This is a genomic window from Lentzea sp. HUAS12, assembly GCF_024125735.1.
Taxonomy (GTDB): domain Bacteria; phylum Actinomycetota; class Actinomycetes; order Mycobacteriales; family Pseudonocardiaceae; genus Lentzea; species Lentzea albida.
On record NZ_CP099738.1, the window covers coordinates 1,729,204 to 1,744,164 of the forward strand.

At 71.0% G+C, this 14,961-nt stretch carries 13 protein-coding genes; 6 read left to right on the forward strand and 7 right to left on the reverse strand.

The annotated features are described in order from the left end of the window. Positions 1-269 precede the first annotated feature (269 nt). Positions 270-1,004 carry a trans-aconitate 2-methyltransferase gene (locus tag ND450_RS07615; RefSeq protein WP_253325449.1) on the forward strand — a complete coding sequence of 245 codons (735 nt, stop codon included), beginning with the start codon at positions 270-272 and terminating at the stop codon, positions 1,002-1,004. A gap of 709 nt (positions 1,005-1,713) precedes the next feature. Here ND450_RS07615 and ND450_RS07620 read toward each other — a convergent pair. Then, positions 1,714-2,103: an HPF/RaiA family ribosome-associated protein gene (locus ND450_RS07620; RefSeq protein ID WP_089926095.1), complete on the reverse strand. Its 390-nt coding sequence runs from the start codon at positions 2,101-2,103 to the stop codon at positions 1,714-1,716. A 442-nt stretch (positions 2,104-2,545) separates the two neighbouring features. On the opposite strand from ND450_RS07620, the gene ND450_RS07625 reads away from it, so the two are divergent. Beyond that, entirely contained in the window at positions 2,546-3,079 is a 534-nt protein-coding gene (locus ND450_RS07625) for a hypothetical protein (protein WP_253325450.1), read from the forward strand. 67 nt (positions 3,080-3,146) lie between these two features. On the opposite strand, the gene ND450_RS07630 is transcribed toward ND450_RS07625, so the two are convergent. Genes ND450_RS07630 through ND450_RS07645 form a run of 4 tightly spaced genes read right to left on the reverse strand, consistent with a single transcriptional unit; the run spans position 3,147 to position 5,594 of the window. Next, complete coding sequence (locus tag ND450_RS07630) at positions 3,147-3,707, reverse strand: hypothetical protein (protein ID WP_253325451.1); 561 nt, start codon at positions 3,705-3,707, stop codon at positions 3,147-3,149. Then, positions 3,707-4,591: a zinc metalloprotease HtpX gene (gene htpX / locus ND450_RS07635; protein WP_253325452.1), complete on the reverse strand. Its 885-nt coding sequence runs from the start codon at positions 4,589-4,591 to the stop codon at positions 3,707-3,709. The genes ND450_RS07630 and htpX overlap by 1 nt, the downstream gene beginning before the upstream one ends. A gap of 5 nt (positions 4,592-4,596) precedes the next feature. Further along, positions 4,597-4,875 (reverse strand): hypothetical protein, encoded by a 279-nt coding sequence (locus ND450_RS07640; protein ID WP_253325453.1) that lies wholly within the window; start codon positions 4,873-4,875, stop codon positions 4,597-4,599. Beyond that, positions 4,872-5,594 carry a PspA/IM30 family protein gene (locus ND450_RS07645; RefSeq protein ID WP_253325454.1) on the reverse strand — a complete coding sequence of 241 codons (723 nt, stop codon included), beginning with the start codon at positions 5,592-5,594 and terminating at the stop codon, positions 4,872-4,874. Before ND450_RS07645 ends, ND450_RS07640 begins: the two co-directional genes overlap by 4 nt. A gap of 108 nt (positions 5,595-5,702) precedes the next feature. Here ND450_RS07645 and ND450_RS07650 point away from each other — a divergent pair, with 108 nt between their 5' ends. The 4 genes from ND450_RS07650 to mgtA all read left to right on the forward strand — a co-directional run bounded on the left by ND450_RS07650 (position 5,703) and on the right by mgtA (position 12,586). After that, positions 5,703-8,480, forward strand: a complete 2,778-nt coding sequence (locus ND450_RS07650) for a cation-transporting P-type ATPase (protein ID WP_253325455.1) — start codon at positions 5,703-5,705, stop codon at positions 8,478-8,480. Continuing rightward, the gene (locus ND450_RS07655; protein WP_253325456.1) at positions 8,477-9,136 is read left to right on the forward strand and encodes a TrkA family potassium uptake protein; all 660 of its coding nucleotides are present in this window, start codon (positions 8,477-8,479) and stop codon (positions 9,134-9,136) included. The genes ND450_RS07650 and ND450_RS07655 overlap by 4 nt, the downstream gene beginning before the upstream one ends. Then, on the forward strand, positions 9,133-9,789 hold the full coding sequence (locus tag ND450_RS07660) for a TrkA family potassium uptake protein (protein ID WP_253325457.1): 657 nt from the start codon (positions 9,133-9,135) through the stop codon (positions 9,787-9,789). The genes ND450_RS07655 and ND450_RS07660 overlap by 4 nt, the downstream gene beginning before the upstream one ends. Positions 9,790-9,934: 145 nt before the next feature. Next, positions 9,935-12,586, forward strand: a complete 2,652-nt coding sequence (gene mgtA, locus ND450_RS07665; RefSeq protein ID WP_253325458.1) for a magnesium-translocating P-type ATPase — start codon at positions 9,935-9,937, stop codon at positions 12,584-12,586. On the opposite strand, the gene ND450_RS07670 is transcribed toward mgtA, so the two are convergent. Further along, positions 12,578-14,260 carry a bifunctional lysylphosphatidylglycerol flippase/synthetase MprF gene (locus ND450_RS07670; RefSeq protein ID WP_253325459.1) on the reverse strand — a complete coding sequence of 561 codons (1,683 nt, stop codon included), beginning with the start codon at positions 14,258-14,260 and terminating at the stop codon, positions 12,578-12,580. The two genes, mgtA and ND450_RS07670, sit on opposite strands and share 9 nt — an antisense overlap. Then, positions 14,257-14,586 carry a hypothetical protein gene (locus tag ND450_RS07675; RefSeq protein WP_253325460.1) on the reverse strand — a complete coding sequence of 110 codons (330 nt, stop codon included), beginning with the start codon at positions 14,584-14,586 and terminating at the stop codon, positions 14,257-14,259. Before ND450_RS07675 ends, ND450_RS07670 begins: the two co-directional genes overlap by 4 nt. Between the last annotated feature and the right edge of the window lie 375 nt (positions 14,587-14,961).

Genomic DNA, 14,961 nt, shown 5'->3' on the forward strand with positions numbered 1-14,961 from the left:
TCACCTGGTGGGGTGATCGCGACTATGACGGGGAGCACGCTGCGTGTCGGATGGCGATCGGCGCATGAATCAGGCCGGCGCGATGCGCGCGTGGCGTTGTCGTGCACCGCCTCCCGGAACTCGGGGGTGGCCGACCCGGGCCTGCTGCCCGGCCTCACCACCTGACCGTCCTCTTCGGACACGACCGTCAACCGGGCAGGCCGACGGCTCGTCGTCGAGACCCCGGCGGCCGTCCCCGGCGCCGCCGCACCACTGCTGGAAGGAACTTCATGACCGACGGCTTCTACGACCGCACGGCCGAATACGTCGCCGTGTTGCTGCGTGACGCGTGGACCGGCCTCGGCCCTGCTCTCACGCGTGCGGTGTCCGGATTGGACACCAGCGCCGGACCGGTGCTCGACATCGGCGCGGGCACCGGATCGGGCACCGCGGTCCTCGCGGCGGCACTGCCCGAGGCCGCGATCGTCGCCGTCGAACCGAACCAGGCCCTGCGCACGGCGTTGCTCGCACGCTGCGCCGATGACGAGGACCTCAGGCGCCGCGTCACCGTTCTCGGCGACGACGTGCTGTCCGCCGCCCTGCCGGACCGCCTGTCCGGCATCGTGGCGATGAACGTGCTCGGCCACTTCCCGCCGCCACAACGCCAGGCCCTCTGGCGTTTGTTCGCCGGGCGTCTCGACGCGCGTGGACGGGCGGTGCTCAACCTCCAGCCGCCGTTCACCCCGGTCCGCGTGCCGGCGACGCCCATGGCCGAGGTGCGGGTCGGCGGGCTGACCTACGTCGGGGTCGCGGCGGCCGAGCCGTCCGGGGAGAACGCCATCACCTGGAACATGACCTATCGGGTCGAGCGTGACGGGGACGTGCTCACGGAGCTCACCGCCTCCGACGAGTGGGCGGTGACGAGCCCCGGGGTGCTGGCCGCCGAGGTCGCCGAAGCCGGTCTCGCCCTCGCGGTCCTCGACGCCGACCAGCACCTGTACGAGGTCCACCCGGCGACCTCGTGACGTGAAGGGCGGCCGGCGCGGTCACGAGACCTCCGGCAGATCCATCCGCGTGAGGGCCCGCGCTCGGGCCGCGGAGCGCCGGGGGGTGTTGTTGTTTCCGGCCGGGGGACATCTCTCACCGGTCCGGCGGGCAGAGGTGGGGCCCGCGGGAAGGCGAGCTGTTCGTCGCTGATCTGATCGAACGCTGCCCTCGAGCACACGTCGAGGTGGCCGAGCGGGTAGCGGCGGAGGTCGGCGAAGGCGCTCGACGCCTGGAGGTCGTGGTCAACCAGGCCCGCCCTGCAGGTCTTGGACAGCCCCTCCACGCCCACCGCGGGAGAACAGGACGCGGCAGCCGCCTCGGCCACCGCCGCGAGATCCACCTGGCTGCGTCGACCGATACGTCAGGGGCCCTGCTCGCCACACCCCGCGGTGCAGAGCCGGTGGTCCCCGCCGCAGGCCGTCCTCCGTCCCGGTTCGGGCCGAGGCTGGAAACACCGGGACGGGAACTTCGTTCACCTGCGCCGGTGCCGGACCGGACGCTCGCAGGAGCTCCGCTGCCGGGGCACGCCGATCACTTGCAGCCGCGGCGCCGTTGCCAGCGCGGTCTCAGCGCCGCGCACCCGACCGGAGCGAGCGCCCCACGTCGGGTGCACGGGCCCGGACCTCCGGGCGGGCTGAACCGACCAGAGGGTCGGCTGATGAGGTCCACCGCGCCAGGTCGCTTCGATCAGTTCCGGGGCTGGTCCTCGATCGTGCCGACCAGTTCGGGGTCTTCCGGGGCGGGCATGTGGCGGATGCTGTCACTGCCCTTGTGGTCGTGGGCGCGGTCGTACCGGGAGTCCAGCACCCTTCCCAGCTTGTGCGCGGCACCGGTGTAGGCGTCGTCCACGGTGGTCGCGTGGTGGGTGACCGCGACCGGCTGCTTGCCTCCCGGCCGTGCCTCGATGACGCACTTCTTGTCCTCCGGCTTGCTGCCCCCGTCCTCGCTGAGGTGCACTTCCACGCGGGTCAGCCATCCGCTGAACCGGGACAGGCTGCTTTCCAGGTCGGTGGTCACATAGGTGGCAAGTCGTTCGCCACCGTGGATGTTGTGGTCGGTGTTGACCTGGATCTGCATGAGCACCCTCCGGAACGGGACAGAAATGGTTCTGATCGATACCACAGGAGCGGCCGGCTCAAACGCGACGGCGTTCGGTGAGCCTGGATGCGGTGCTGAGGTGGCATCGCGAACTGATGAAGCGCAACCATATCGGGCGAGCGTGAACCGACGGCGTCCGGACCGCCGCGGCGGAGTTCGTCATGCCGCCTAAGTGGACGCACGTGGTTGTCAGCACGTACGAACACTTTCGTCGAAACGCCGCGGATGTCAGGTCGGAAAGTCCTGATCCGATCGGGACCTGCGACATTTTCTTCCCGGCAGTAGGCGGAAGTAGCGTTCTGGTGGCACCTGGGGTGGGGGCCGTCTCGGATTGGCGAAAAAGCACCTCCAGAAGCTTTGGCGCCCCTCGGGTCCAATCGGTTGTTCGGTCCCGCTGACCTGCCAAGGGAGATGAGTGCCGATGCTGACCGAGTTCGTGCGGGACCAGTGCTTCACGGCGGCGTGGTTCGGGCTGATGGCCTTCGTGTGGTTCGGCTGGGCCCAGGAGGACCCTTCCCGGAGGTGGCGGGCCTGGCTGGGGGTGGGGTCGGTGCTGGGCATGGGGTTCGCCGTGGCGTTCGGGATCACGACCGCCCTGAACTGGGACCGGCCGACCGCGCTGGAGGGCGAGTACGCCTGGTTCGGAGCACTGGTCGCGGCCGAGGTCGTCGCCGCGGGCGCCGGCTGTCTCGTGCTGGCGAGACGTGGGGCGTCGCGGTGGATGGCGTGGTGGGTCGCGGTCGTGGTGGCAGCGCACTTCCTGCCGCTGGCGCTGCTGCTGAACGATCCTGGTGTGGCGGTCGTCGGCGTCGTCCAGCTGGTCGCACTCGGGGCGGTGGTCTCACGCTTGCGCGGCAGCCGGGCGCCGACCAGCCGGCTCGCCGGACCGGTCATGGGCGCGACCCTGCTGGCCGGTGCCGTCATCAGCGCGGCGATCTCCCTACCGGGCCTGTGAAGACCAGGCGCGGGCTGTTCATCACGAGGGTCGTCCGCACCAGCGCTTCCCCTGCGGGCAGCGCGGTTCAGAGTACGGGTGCGTCCCAGATCGGGAACCAGCGCTCCAGGTCGGGCTCCACGGGAAGATCGCGGGCGAGTTCGGCTCGTGCCCGCATCTCCAGCGCGGTGTCGCGGTGCCGGTCGCCGGTGGGGGCGAACGGGTAGACGGTGCCGCGTTTGAACAGGTACACGATGCCGAGGCGATGCCCGGCGTCGCCGAATCCGACGACCGTGCACAGCAGGCTCGAGCCGAAGCCGGCGTCGGCGAGGGTGCTGTTGACGGCGTGCAGCGCGGTCAGCAGCACCGGGAGGTCCACTGTGGACTGCCTGCAGGTGATCCAGGTGAACCCGAACTCGTCGTGGGTGAGCCGAACGTCCAGGGTGTCGCCGAGGCCCAGCAGGGCGAGGCTCTCGTTCACCGCCCGGTCGGCGCCCTCGGCGGCCTTGAAGCACACCGCGCCCGCGCCGGTGGGCGCCATCCCGAGCGCGGCCTGCACGGTGCACGCCGCGCCCGGGATGGCGAAGAGCACGTCGAGGTCGGGCTGCACGGGTTCGGTGCGTCCCAGCAGTATGTCGAGGAATCCCATCAGACCTCCTTGTCGAGCTGCGCCGACAGCGACGCCAGCTGGTCGAGGGAGGGGTGGGTGGACAGCAGCGCGATCAGCCCGGACCCGAGGGCCGGCGCGAAGAAGAACGCGTTGAACGGCTGGGCCGTGCGCAGGTCGCGGGCGGGGATGCGGCCTATGTCGCCGGTGACCTTCACCAAGGCGGCGGCCAGCGCCGACGGTCTGCCGGTGAGCATCGCGCCCGCGCGGTCGGCCGCCAGCTCCCGGTACCGCGACAGCGCCCGGATGAGCAGGAAGCTGATCCCGTACACCGCCGCCGACACCGCCATCACCAGCAGGATCACCGCGACGGTGTCGTCCTTCCCTCCGCGCCTGCCGTACGCCGTGGAGTAGAACCCGAACCGGGCCACCAACCCGGCCAGCACGCCGAAGAACGACGCCACCGTCATCACCACCACGTCGCGGTGCGCGACATGGGACAACTCGTGCGCCAGCACACCTTCGAGCTCTTCGGCCTCCAACCGGCGCAACAGGCCGGTGGTCACGCACAGCACGGCCCGCCGCGTGCTGCGGCCCGTCGCGAACGCGTTGGGCAGGTCGAGATCCGACACCGCGACCTGCGGCTTGGGCATGTCGGCGATGGCGCAGAGCCGGTCGACGACACCGTGCAGCACCGGCTCCTCCTCCGGCGTGACGATCCTGGCGCGCATCGCGTACAGGGCGATCCGGTCGGAGAACCAGTACTGCGCCAGCAACAGTCCACCGGCGACGACCACGACGGCGAGCATGGACTTGAGCAGCACGAACAACACCCCGATGAACGCCGCGTACACGACCGTCAGCAGGACGATCGTGACCAGCATCCGGGCGGTGAGCCGCCGGTCGGGCCGGAATCGGGTGCGCATCGTCCTCACCCCGGGATGAGACCCTCGTCGGAGAGCAGAGCGCGGACCTCCTGCAGGCCGAGGTCGGCGGCGGGCAGCACCAGCGCGGACGAGACGATCGCGTCGGCCGCGAGCGGGAAACCCAGCTCCCGCACGGTCGCGAGCAACGCCGCCAACGCCGCGCCGTACGTCTCGGCGTCGCCGGACTCGACCGCCTTCTGCACCTCGTCGTCCAGCACGTTGAGGTCGTCGATCCGGTCGTCGCCCACCTCGTACTGGCCGTCACCGAGAATCCGGATGATCATGTCGGCAGCTCCTTCAGCCGGTTCGTCTTCAGCTGCGCGAGTTCTCGCTCGATGTCGCCACCGGTCCCGGTCACGGCGTCGAGAGCGGCCTGGATGTCGTCGCGGTGACCCAGCGGTGCGGACGCGTCGTCGAGGGCACCCGAGGCCATCAGCTCGTCCAGCGCCTCGGCCCTGGACCGCATCTGCTCGGTCCTGTCCTCGGCGCGCTGCATCGCCAGACCGACGTCGCCCAGTTCCTCGGAGATTCCCGAGACGGCCTCGTTGACGTGCGTCTGCGCCTCGGCGGCGGTGTAGGTGGCCTTGATGGCCTCCTTGCGCGTGCGGAACGCCTCGACTTTGGCCTGCAGGCGTTGCGCGGCGACGACGAGCTTGTCCTCTTCGGACTTCAGCGTCTCCTGTTGCGGCCGCAGCTCGTCGATCTGGTGCACGGTCGCCGCCCGCCGGGTGAGCGCCTCGCGGGCCAGGTCGTCCTTCCCCAGCCGCACCGCGTCGGCCGCCTGTTCCCGCAACGGGTCCGCGGCCTGCTGAAGCTGACCGGCCTGCAGTTCCAGCCGCTTGCGGCTGGTGGCGACGTCGGCGAGACCCCGCCGCACCTCGGCGAGCATCTCGACCTGCCGCTGGTAGGAGTAGTCCAGCACCTCCCGCGGATCCTCCGCGAGGTCCAGCGCCTTGTTCGCCCTGACCTTGAACAACAAGGCGAGTCGCTTCGCGATACCCATACCTCGACTCTCGCCCCGGCGGTGCCGCGGGACGAGGGACCTTCGGGCCTTCTCACCGGTTACCTCCGGGCCTGTGACCGGTCGGCGGCGTGACCGCACGCTGAGGCCATGACCACCGCGCCGTCCATACCGCGGGCCGGGGAACGCGACGTGGTCGCGGTCCAGACGGCCGAACCCGGCGCCGTGTTCGACGTGGTGGGGTCCTCGCCGCGGGGGCTCTCCTCGCAGGAGGCGGTCTCACGGCTGGCCGAACACGGACGCAACGAGCTGCCCCGGCTCGCGGAGCGGTCGCCGGTGTCCCGGTTCCTCGGCCAGTTCACGGACCTGTTCGCTGTCGTGCTGCTCGTCGCGTCGGCGTTCACGCTGGCCGCGTACCTGCTGGGCACTCCGCGGGACGTCGGGAACCTCCGGCTGGCGATCGCGATCCTGGCCGTGGTGCTGCTCAACGCGTCCATCGGGTTCGGGCAGGAGTACATGGCCGAGCGGACCGCCGACGCGATGCGGGACATGGTGCCCCACCAGGCCCGAGTGCTGCGCGGCGGCGAACGCGTCGAGGTGCCCGCTGCCGAGCTCGTCGTCGGGGACGTGGTCGTGCTCGACGCGGGCGACGCGGTGTCGGCCGACTGCCGGGTGGTCGAGGCGCACGACCTCGCGGTCAACAACGTGGTGCTGACCGGGGAGAGCGATTCGGTGGGACGCACCGCCGACGCGGTGTCCGGGCGGGTGGCGCGGCTGGAGGCGCGCAACCTGGTGTGGATGGGCACGACGGTCGCCGCGGGCGCCGGCAAGGCGGTGGTGACCGGTACCGGCGAGCACACGGAGTTCGGCCGGATCTACCGGCTGACCGCCCGCACCACCCCTGACCGCAGCCCGCTGCAGCTGCAGATAACGCACATGGCCCGGCGGGTGGCGGCTGCGGCGTTCGCGCTGGGAGTCGTGCTGTTCGCGGTGCGGTTGCCGGCGGGCGGGCCGCTCGTCGAGACGTTCGTCTTCGCGCTCGGGGTGATGGTCGCCTGCGTACCGGAGGGGTTGCCCGCCACGCTGTCGGTGGCGATGGCCATCGGGGTGCGCCGGATGGCGCGGCGGCAGGCGTTGGTGAAGAAGCTGGTCGCCGTGGAGACGCTCGGATCGACGACGGTCATCTGCACCGACAAGACCGGAACGCTCACCAAGGCCGAGATGACCGTCACGCGGTTGTGGACGGCGGCGCGGACCCACCGGGTGACCGGAGTCGGCTACGCGCCGGACGGCTCGGTGTCCGATGTGGACTCGGCCAGGGAGGTGCTGCGGGTGGCGGCGTTGTGCTGCGACGCCAGGGTGCTGCCGCCGAAGGCCGGGGACGGCTGGCGAGTGCTCGGCGACACCACCGAGGCGGCACTGCTGGTCGCCGCGGCGAAGGCGGGGCTGGACGTGGACGCCGAGCGGCGGGCCGCCCCCAGGGTGGGCGAGTTCCCGTTCGACTCGGAACGCAAGCTCATGACCACCGTGCACACCCACGACGGGCGAACGTGGGCGCACGTGAAAGGTGCTCCGGGTGAGCTGCTCGCCCGCTGCACCCGCATCCGCACCGAGCAGGGTGACGTCGCACTGGACGACCGCACGCGCGCCGAGGTGCTGGCGGCCAACGACGTGATGGCGGGCTCCGCGCTGCGGGTGCTGGCCGTCGCCATCCGCGAGATCCGCGGCGCGCGGACCGGTCAGGCGGAGGCCGAGAACGACCTCACGCTGCTCGGTCTGGCCGGCATGCTCGACCCGCCGCGTCCCGAGGTCGTCGACGCGGTCGCCTCCTGCCGTCGCGCGGGCATCCGCGTGATCATGGTGACCGGCGACTACGCGCTCACCGCGGAGGCGATCGCCCACCGGGTCGGCATCCTGGCCGCACCGGGCCGGCCCCGCACGGTCACCGGCGCGGACCTCGACGGCGAGATCGACGACAGCGCGCTGCGCGATCTCCTCGCCGGCAAGGGTGACGTGCTGTTCGCGCGGGTCAAGCCCGAGCACAAGATGCGGGTGGTGGCCGCGCTCAAGGACCTGGGCGAGGTCGTGGCCGTCACCGGTGACGGCGCCAACGACGCACCCGCCCTCAAGCGCGCCGACATCGGCGTCGCGATGGGTGCCACGGGCACCGACGTCGCCCGCGAGGCCGCGGTCATGGTCCTGCTCGACGACTCCTTCGCCTCGATCGCTGCCGCCGTCGAGCTCGGCCGCTCGGTATACGCGAACATCCGCAAGTTCCTGGTCTACCTGTTCAGCCACAACATCGGTGAGCTGGCCCCCATCCTGGTCGCCACCTTCGCCGGTTTCCCGCTCGTGCCGATCAACGCGATGCAGGTGCTGGCCATCGACCTCGGCTCGGACGTGCTGCCCGCGCTGGCACTCGGCGCGGAAGCCCCCGAACCCGGTGTGATGGACCTGCCCCCGCGCGGGCGGCGGGAGCGGCTGTTCTCCTGGTCCCTGGTACGCCGGTTCCTGTTCCTCGGCAGCATCCAGGCTGCTAGCGCCACAGCGTTGTTCTTCTGGCACCTGCACACCGCCGGCATCCCGTTCGACCGGTTCACCGCCGTGAACCCCGTCTACCGGGAGGCGCTCACGATGACCCAGGCGACGATCGTGGTCAGCCAGTTCTTCAACGCCTTCACCGTGCGCAGCGATCGGCACAGCATCCTGCGGCTGGGCCTGCTGTCGAACCGCAAGCTCGTCGGCGCGGGACTGATCGGCATCGCGATCATGTGCGCGATCAGCTACCTCCCGCCCCTGCAGGCGGTGTTCCACACCGCCCCGCTGTCCCCGGTGGACTGGCTGCTCGTCGTCGGCTGCGGCTCGCTCGTCCTCGGAGCCGACGAGATCCGCAAGTTCCTGCTGCGCCGCAAGGAGGCGACCACGTGAAGACGATCATCATGGGCTGCGGCAGGGTCGGGGCCGCACTGGCCCACCAGCTGTCCACCGACGGGCACGAGGTGCACGTGCTCGACCGCGACCCCAACGCCCGCGAACTCCTGCCGGGCGGATTCGCGGGCGAGTTCGTCGTCGGCAACGGGTTCAACCGCGGCGCGCTCGAGCGGGCCGGCATCGGGACCGCGGAAGCGTTCACGGCGGTGACCTCGGGGGACAACACCAACATCGTCGGCGCACGCATCGCGAAGGAGGACTACCGCGTGCCCAAGGTGATCGCCCGCATCTACGACCCGCGCCGCGCCGACATCTACGCCGATCTGGGCATCCCCACGGTCGCGAGCGTCCGCTGGACGGTCAACCGAATCAGCCAGGTGCTCCGGCACCGCTACCTCGACCCTGAGGTCACCTTCGGCAACGGCGAGACCCTCCTGATCCGCGAGACCCTGCCCGCGTGGTTCACCGGGCGGCCGGTGCACGACCTCGACGTCAACGGGGAGATCCGGGTCATCGCGGTCACCAGAGGCGGCCACTCCTTCCTCCCGACCGCCGACGCGCTCGCGCGCGCGGGCGACGCGGTGAGCCTGGCCGTCTCCGCGACCGCGTTGGGCCGGTTGAGTTCCTTCCTCAGCAAGGAGTTGGGCACATGAAGGTGCTAGTCGCAGGCGCCGGGCGGCTGGGCGAGCAGGCCGCGCACCTGCTGGCCGCCACAGGCCACCAGATCACCGTCATCGAACGCGATCGCGCGCGTCTGGCGCAGCTGCCCGACGCGGACCTGCTGCGGCTGGTGCACGGCGACGCGTGCGAACCCGCCGTTCTCGAACACGCGGGCGTGCGCAACACCGACCTGCTGCTCGCCACCACCGGGGAGGACGAGGACAACCTGGTCATCGCCCTGCTCTCGAAGCGCCAGTTCACCGTGGCCCGCACCATGGCCCGCGTCAACGACCCCGACAACGCCTGGCTGTTCGACGCCCGCTGGGGCGTCGACGTCGCACTGCCCGCAGCAGCGTCCCTGGTGCCGCTGATCGAGGAGGCCAGCGGCGCGTCGGACACCGTCGGACTCCTCCGGCTGGCCGCCGCCGGAGTCACGGTCATCGCGACCCACATCGACGACCACTCCGCCGCCTCGGGCAGGCCGCTGTCCGGCATCGACCTGCCGACCGGGACCGTGGTGGCGGCGGTCGTCCACGACTCCCTCCCGGTCGTTCCGCGCGCCGACTACCGCTTCCGCGGCGGCGACACGGTCCTCGTGGTCTCGGCGACCGCGGACGAACACGACGTCCGCACGAGGTTCCAATGACCGGAACAGGATGACCCTCGTGGCCACACCGCCCGCGCCGCACGGCGCCTGGTCGCCACGGACGGAGCCGTCGGCGCCTGACGGCAGGGGAGTGAGGTCTTTAGTCCCCTCGTGTGGTGGCGCCGCCGTCGCGAGCATCGTTGGTGTGGATCGTGTGGCAGTGGATCGGGTGCGCGCCGACGGCGGCGCTTCGGCGGAGGCGCGGCCGGTCGACCTCGCGGTGGCGGGTGCGCAGCCGGTCGACGATGCGCTGGCCGCACTGGGAACGTCGCGGTCGGGCTTGCCCGAGACGGAACGGCGGGAGCGGCTGAAGCGGTTCGGTCCGAACGCGGTCCGGTCACACAGCGCGCGTCCGTGGCAGGTGCTCGGCCGTCAGCTGCGCTCGCCGTTGTTGTTGCTGCTCGCGGTGACCGCGATCGCGTCGTTCTTCGTCGGGGAGCACGTCGACGCGGTCATCATCGCGGTGATCTTGACCGCATCGGTGGGCCTGGGTTTCGTGAACGAGTACCGCGCGGAGCGTGCCGCCGAGGCGTTGCACGAGCGGATCCGCCACCGCGCGGTCGTGCTGCGCGAGAGTGCGCTCGAGTCGGTCGACGTCGTGGACGTGGTTCCCGGTGACGTCATCGAGCTGCGGCTCGGCGAGGTCGTTCCCGCCGATGTGCGGCTGATCGCGGTGACCGGGTTGCAATGTGATGAGTCGGTGCTGACCGGGGAGTCGCTCCCGGTGGACAAGTCGGTCGATCCGGTGCCGCCGGGTAGCCCGCTGGGAAGTCTGAGCAGCGGTGCGCTGATGGGCACCCTGGTGACGGCCGGGGCCGGGCGAGGTGTGGTGGTCGCGACGGGCGGGGCAACCGAGTTCGGCCGGATCGCCCTCGGCCTCGGCCGGCGTCATCCGGAGACGGAGTTCCAGGCCGGCCTGCGCCGGTTCTCCATGCTGCTGGTGAAGATCGCGGCGGTGCTGACCACCGCGATCTTCGCGGTGAACCTGGTACTGGATCGGCCTGTTCTCGACGCTCTGCTGTTCTCCCTCGCGATCGCGGTGGGCATCTCGCCGCAACTGCTGCCCGCGGTGGTGTCGACCGGCCTGGCGGCGGGCTCGCGTCAGCTGGCCCGGCGCAAGGTGCTGGTCAAACGTCTTCTGTGCATCGAGGACCTGGGCGATGTCGAGGTCCTGTTCACCGACAAGACCGGCACGCTGACCGAGGGCCGGATCGAGTTCATGCGCGCGGTCGCGCCGGACGGCGGCGTGGGTGACGCGGCACTGCTGTTCGGATCGGTCTGCGTCGACGCGCAGGTCCAGGACGGTCGGCTCGTGGACGCGACCGCGCTGGACACCGCGCTGTGGGAGTACCCAGCCGCGCCGCGCGCGTCCGCCGGGCGGTACCGCAGGTGGGCGACGCTGCCGTTCGACCACCGCCGACGGCTGGTGTCGGTACTCGTCGACGACGACGCCGGGCAGCGGCTGGTGATCACCAAGGGGGCGCCGGAGGCCGTGCTGGCGCTCTGCGTCACCGTGCCGGCGGCGGCCGAAGGCGTGCTGAACTCCGAGTTCGCCGCCGGCCACCGCGTCGTGGCCGTCGCCTGCCGGTCAGTCCCTGGGCAGGAGACGCTGGATCCCGGCGACGAACGCGACCTGGTGCTGGAGGGCTTCCTGGTCTTCCTCGACCCGCCCAAGCCGACCGCCCGCATCGCGCTGGGCCGTCTCGCCGCGTCCGGGATCACCGTCAAAGTGATCACCGGGGACAACCCCGAAGTCGCCTCCCACGTGTGCGCCGAGCTCGGTCTCACGGTGGGCGCCGCGATCACCGGGACCGAGCTCGACGAGCTCGACGACGACCAGCTCGCTGCGCGCATTCCGGACACCACCGTGTTCGCTCGCGTCGACCCGGACCAGAAAGCCCGCATCGTGCGCGTCCAGCGGCGAGCCGGGCTGGACGTCGCGTTCCTCGGCGACGGCGTCAACGACGCTCTGGCGTTGCACGCGGCCGACGTGGGCATCTCCGTGGACTCGGCGACCGACGTCGCCAAGGACGCCGCCGACGTGGTGCTGCTGGAGAAGGATCTGCAGGTTCTGGCCGACGGAGTCGTGGAAGGACGGCGGATCTTCGCGAACACGATCAAGTACGTGCTGATGGGGACGTCGAGCAACTTCGGCAACATGTTCAGCGCTGCGGGGGCGTCGGCGGTGCTGCCGTTCCTGCCGATGCTGCCCTCGCAGATCCTGCTCAACAACCTGCTCTACGACTCCAGTCAGCTCGCCATCCCCACCGACCACGTGGACCCCGAACAACTGGCCGGCCCGGCACGGTGGGACATCGGGCTGATCCGGCGCTTCATGCTGGTGTTCGGGCCGATCAGCTCGCTGTTCGACTTCGCAACCTTCGCCGTCATGCTGCAGGTCTTCCACGCCGGCCCGCCGTTGTTCCGGGCGGGCTGGTTCGTTGAGTCACTGGCCACCCAGACCCTGGTGCTGTTCGTCATCCGCACCCGCCGCAGTCCGTTCTACCGCAGCCACCCCAGCGTGCCGCTGCTGCTCGCCGCACTGGCCGCCGTGACGGTCGGCGCCGCACTGCCCGCCATGCCGCTCGCACACGACCTGGGATTCAGTCCGCTGCCGGGCGGGTTCTTCCTCGCCCTGGTGCTGATGGTCCTCACCTACCTCGTGCTGGTCGAACTCGGCAAGCACTGGTTCTTCCGCACCACACCGATCGTGACCGCGCACCGGACCCGTACCACCGGGCACCGCGTGCACAGGCGCGCCTCCCGGTTCAGCTCCGCCCGGACGCCGTCAGCGTGAGTCGGGCGTCGGGGCCGCGTCGGCTGGTGCGAGACGGGCGGGGTCCAGCGGCAGGAAGCCCTCGGCCGCCAGCGCGGCCAGGCCGACGGCCGGAAGATCACCGGTCGACCGGTAGGCGAGGTAGCGGGGCACCCAGCGAGGCGCGAACTTGGCGTTGAAGACCCGGAGTGTGTCGATCTGGAGTCCCAGCGCGCCGTCCAGGTGCTGCAGCAGGCGCGTGATCACCACCCGGAGGCCGGGCTGCTTCTCCGCGGGATCGAGGACCGCCCGGAACGCGGCGAAGTTGAGCGACAGCACCACGACGTGTTCGCTCCGTGCCCACTCCACCACGTCGGCGATCAGTCTCTCGGTCGCTCCGTTGGGGGCGTCGGGTCTGCGGTACATGGCGTCCAGTGACAGCGCCACCTCGCCGCACGGAAGGTAACGCTGGAACGCGACCGCGTGGCCGAACCGGTCGCGGCACACCGCCACCAGGCAATCGGGGTACTCGCCGCTGAACAGGTCGCCGAGCGCCATGGAGAACCCGAACTCCGGCTGACCCGCCCGTGAGGCGGAGGTGACAGCGAGCAGTTCGGCGCGCAGCGCCTCGTCCACGTCTCCTTCGCGCAGCAACGCCGTGGTCATGCCCGCGTTGCGGGAGCGGCTGACCGCTTGCCGCGCGTTGCGCATGCGCCGGCCGGTCAAGGTGAAGTGGTTGACGTCGATGACCGCCTCGTCACCGACGTACAGGGTGTTCCAGCCCAGGGCCTCGTACATCGGGACGTGGTCGGAACGAACGCCCACGACCGCCGGCCGCCAGCCGTGCCGTTCGCACAGCGACAGGAACTCGTCGAGGGCACCGGGAAACGCCGCAGGATCACCCACAGGATCTCCGGAGGCCAGCCCGACGCCGCGCACGTACCGGAACCCGAGTGCCGCGTCCGCGCCGGGGGCGAACACCAGGTGTTTGTCGCGGCGCAGCACGAACGGTGCCAGGGTGTCGGTGTCGGCCCGTTCGAGCATTGTCCGCACACGTTCCCGGTCGGCCTCCGCGGGGCTGCCCGCGGAGGCGATCGGGGAGAGCACGGCCAGCAGCAGCCAGGCCGCGGTCAGCACGCCGAGCCCGTTCAACGAGGCGGGAAACCACCGTCCGAACTCCCCGGTGACGGCAAGTGGCCCCTCCACGCCGATGAGCCGGGTGGCGACCTCGGTCACCGCCGACCGCACGGTCAGGGGAGGGGTCACCAGGGCACGCTGGAGGTACAGCCCCAGCAGTCCGTAGCCGAAGTCGACCGTGAGCAGGAGTGCCGCCGGCCCGGCGACGTCGAGCAGACGAGCTGGACGCATCGCGACCACGAACAGGTTGCGGTGCCACATGAGCGTCACCGCCACGGTGGCGGTGACAGCTGCGGCGACGAGATCGAGACCACTGATCACGTGCAGCACGGTGGCGATCAGAAGCAGCACAGTCGTCGCGTACAACGCGGCACGATGCCTGCGCGCGACCCCGCGTCCGATGATCATGAGTACGGTGCCGACCAGGACCGCGGTGCCACGGGCGAGGTGCACGCCGTCGCCGAACAACAGTTCCGCCACCCACCCGCCGGGCCGCCACGGAGGACGCAACGTGGACACCAGGGTCAGTGCGCCGGCCGCGGCGACCAGCCAGCCGAGCGGCCGTGCGGCGCCGTTCACCTGGAGGAGGTGGTGAGTTCGCAGCCGCGCGGAACGGTCAGCGCGGTGCCGGTCCGCGGCAAGCCGTCCAGGGCACCGCCGGGCGCCCGCGTGGTGCGGTCGGCGCCGGACACGGGTCCCCGGCTCACCGACGGCAGTCCGTCGTGGTCCAGAGCGTGGTCAAGGGTGCCGACGTCGTCGCCGGCAGGCGTACCGCCGGACACCGGCCGAACAAGCTTCGGCCCGCTGCTGCCCCCGCGCGCGACTTCGACCGAAGACGCCTGCACCACGACGTGGACGTTGGTCGGCACGGCCTTGCCGGCGACGGAGACGATCCCGGTTCTCACCGCCGCTTTGGAGGCTTCACGGCTTCGGCCGTGCACCGCGGTGGGCTCCACCCTCGCGATCAGCGTCAGCACCGTTACGGGAGACACCGTGTGCCACAGCCGCTTCGACCGGCACGGTCGTGCCGGCGGACCGGGCACGTACCCGGATCCTGCGCTTTGGTGTTGCAGGCTTCCTGGTGTGGTCACCACGCCCTCCCCTCAGCTCGCGACGTTCGCCGACTTCGACCTTCTCGTTCCGCGGCCGCAGCCGACAGGGCTCTCCGCCCAGGGCCGGCAGGGCAGGAGGACTCGCGCGGCACCGCAGATCGGGCAAAAGGTCCCGCATCCGAGATTCCGGTAGTCCCTGGGACGACGAGCGGATCCCGGCCTACCGTC

Excerpts from the sequence above, each read along its gene's own strand:
- ND450_RS07615 (WP_253325449.1), top strand. The coding sequence starts at position 270 with ATGACCGACGGCTTCTACGACCGCACGGCCGAATACGTCGCCGTGTTG.
- ND450_RS07645 (WP_253325454.1), bottom strand. The coding sequence starts at position 5,594 with ATGGGTATCGCGAAGCGACTCGCCTTGTTGTTCAAGGTCAGGGCGAAC.
- ND450_RS07650 (WP_253325455.1), top strand. The coding sequence starts at position 5,703 with ATGACCACCGCGCCGTCCATACCGCGGGCCGGGGAACGCGACGTGGTC.
- ND450_RS07660 (WP_253325457.1), top strand. The coding sequence starts at position 9,133 with ATGAAGGTGCTAGTCGCAGGCGCCGGGCGGCTGGGCGAGCAGGCCGCG.
- ND450_RS07640 (WP_253325453.1), bottom strand. The coding sequence starts at position 4,875 with ATGATCATCCGGATTCTCGGTGACGGCCAGTACGAGGTGGGCGACGAC.
- htpX (WP_253325452.1), bottom strand. The coding sequence starts at position 4,591 with ATGCGCACCCGATTCCGGCCCGACCGGCGGCTCACCGCCCGGATGCTG.
- ND450_RS07620 (WP_089926095.1), bottom strand. The coding sequence starts at position 2,103 with ATGCAGATCCAGGTCAACACCGACCACAACATCCACGGTGGCGAACGA.
- ND450_RS07630 (WP_253325451.1), bottom strand. The coding sequence starts at position 3,707 with ATGGGATTCCTCGACATACTGCTGGGACGCACCGAACCCGTGCAGCCC.
- ND450_RS07625 (WP_253325450.1), top strand. The coding sequence starts at position 2,546 with ATGCTGACCGAGTTCGTGCGGGACCAGTGCTTCACGGCGGCGTGGTTC.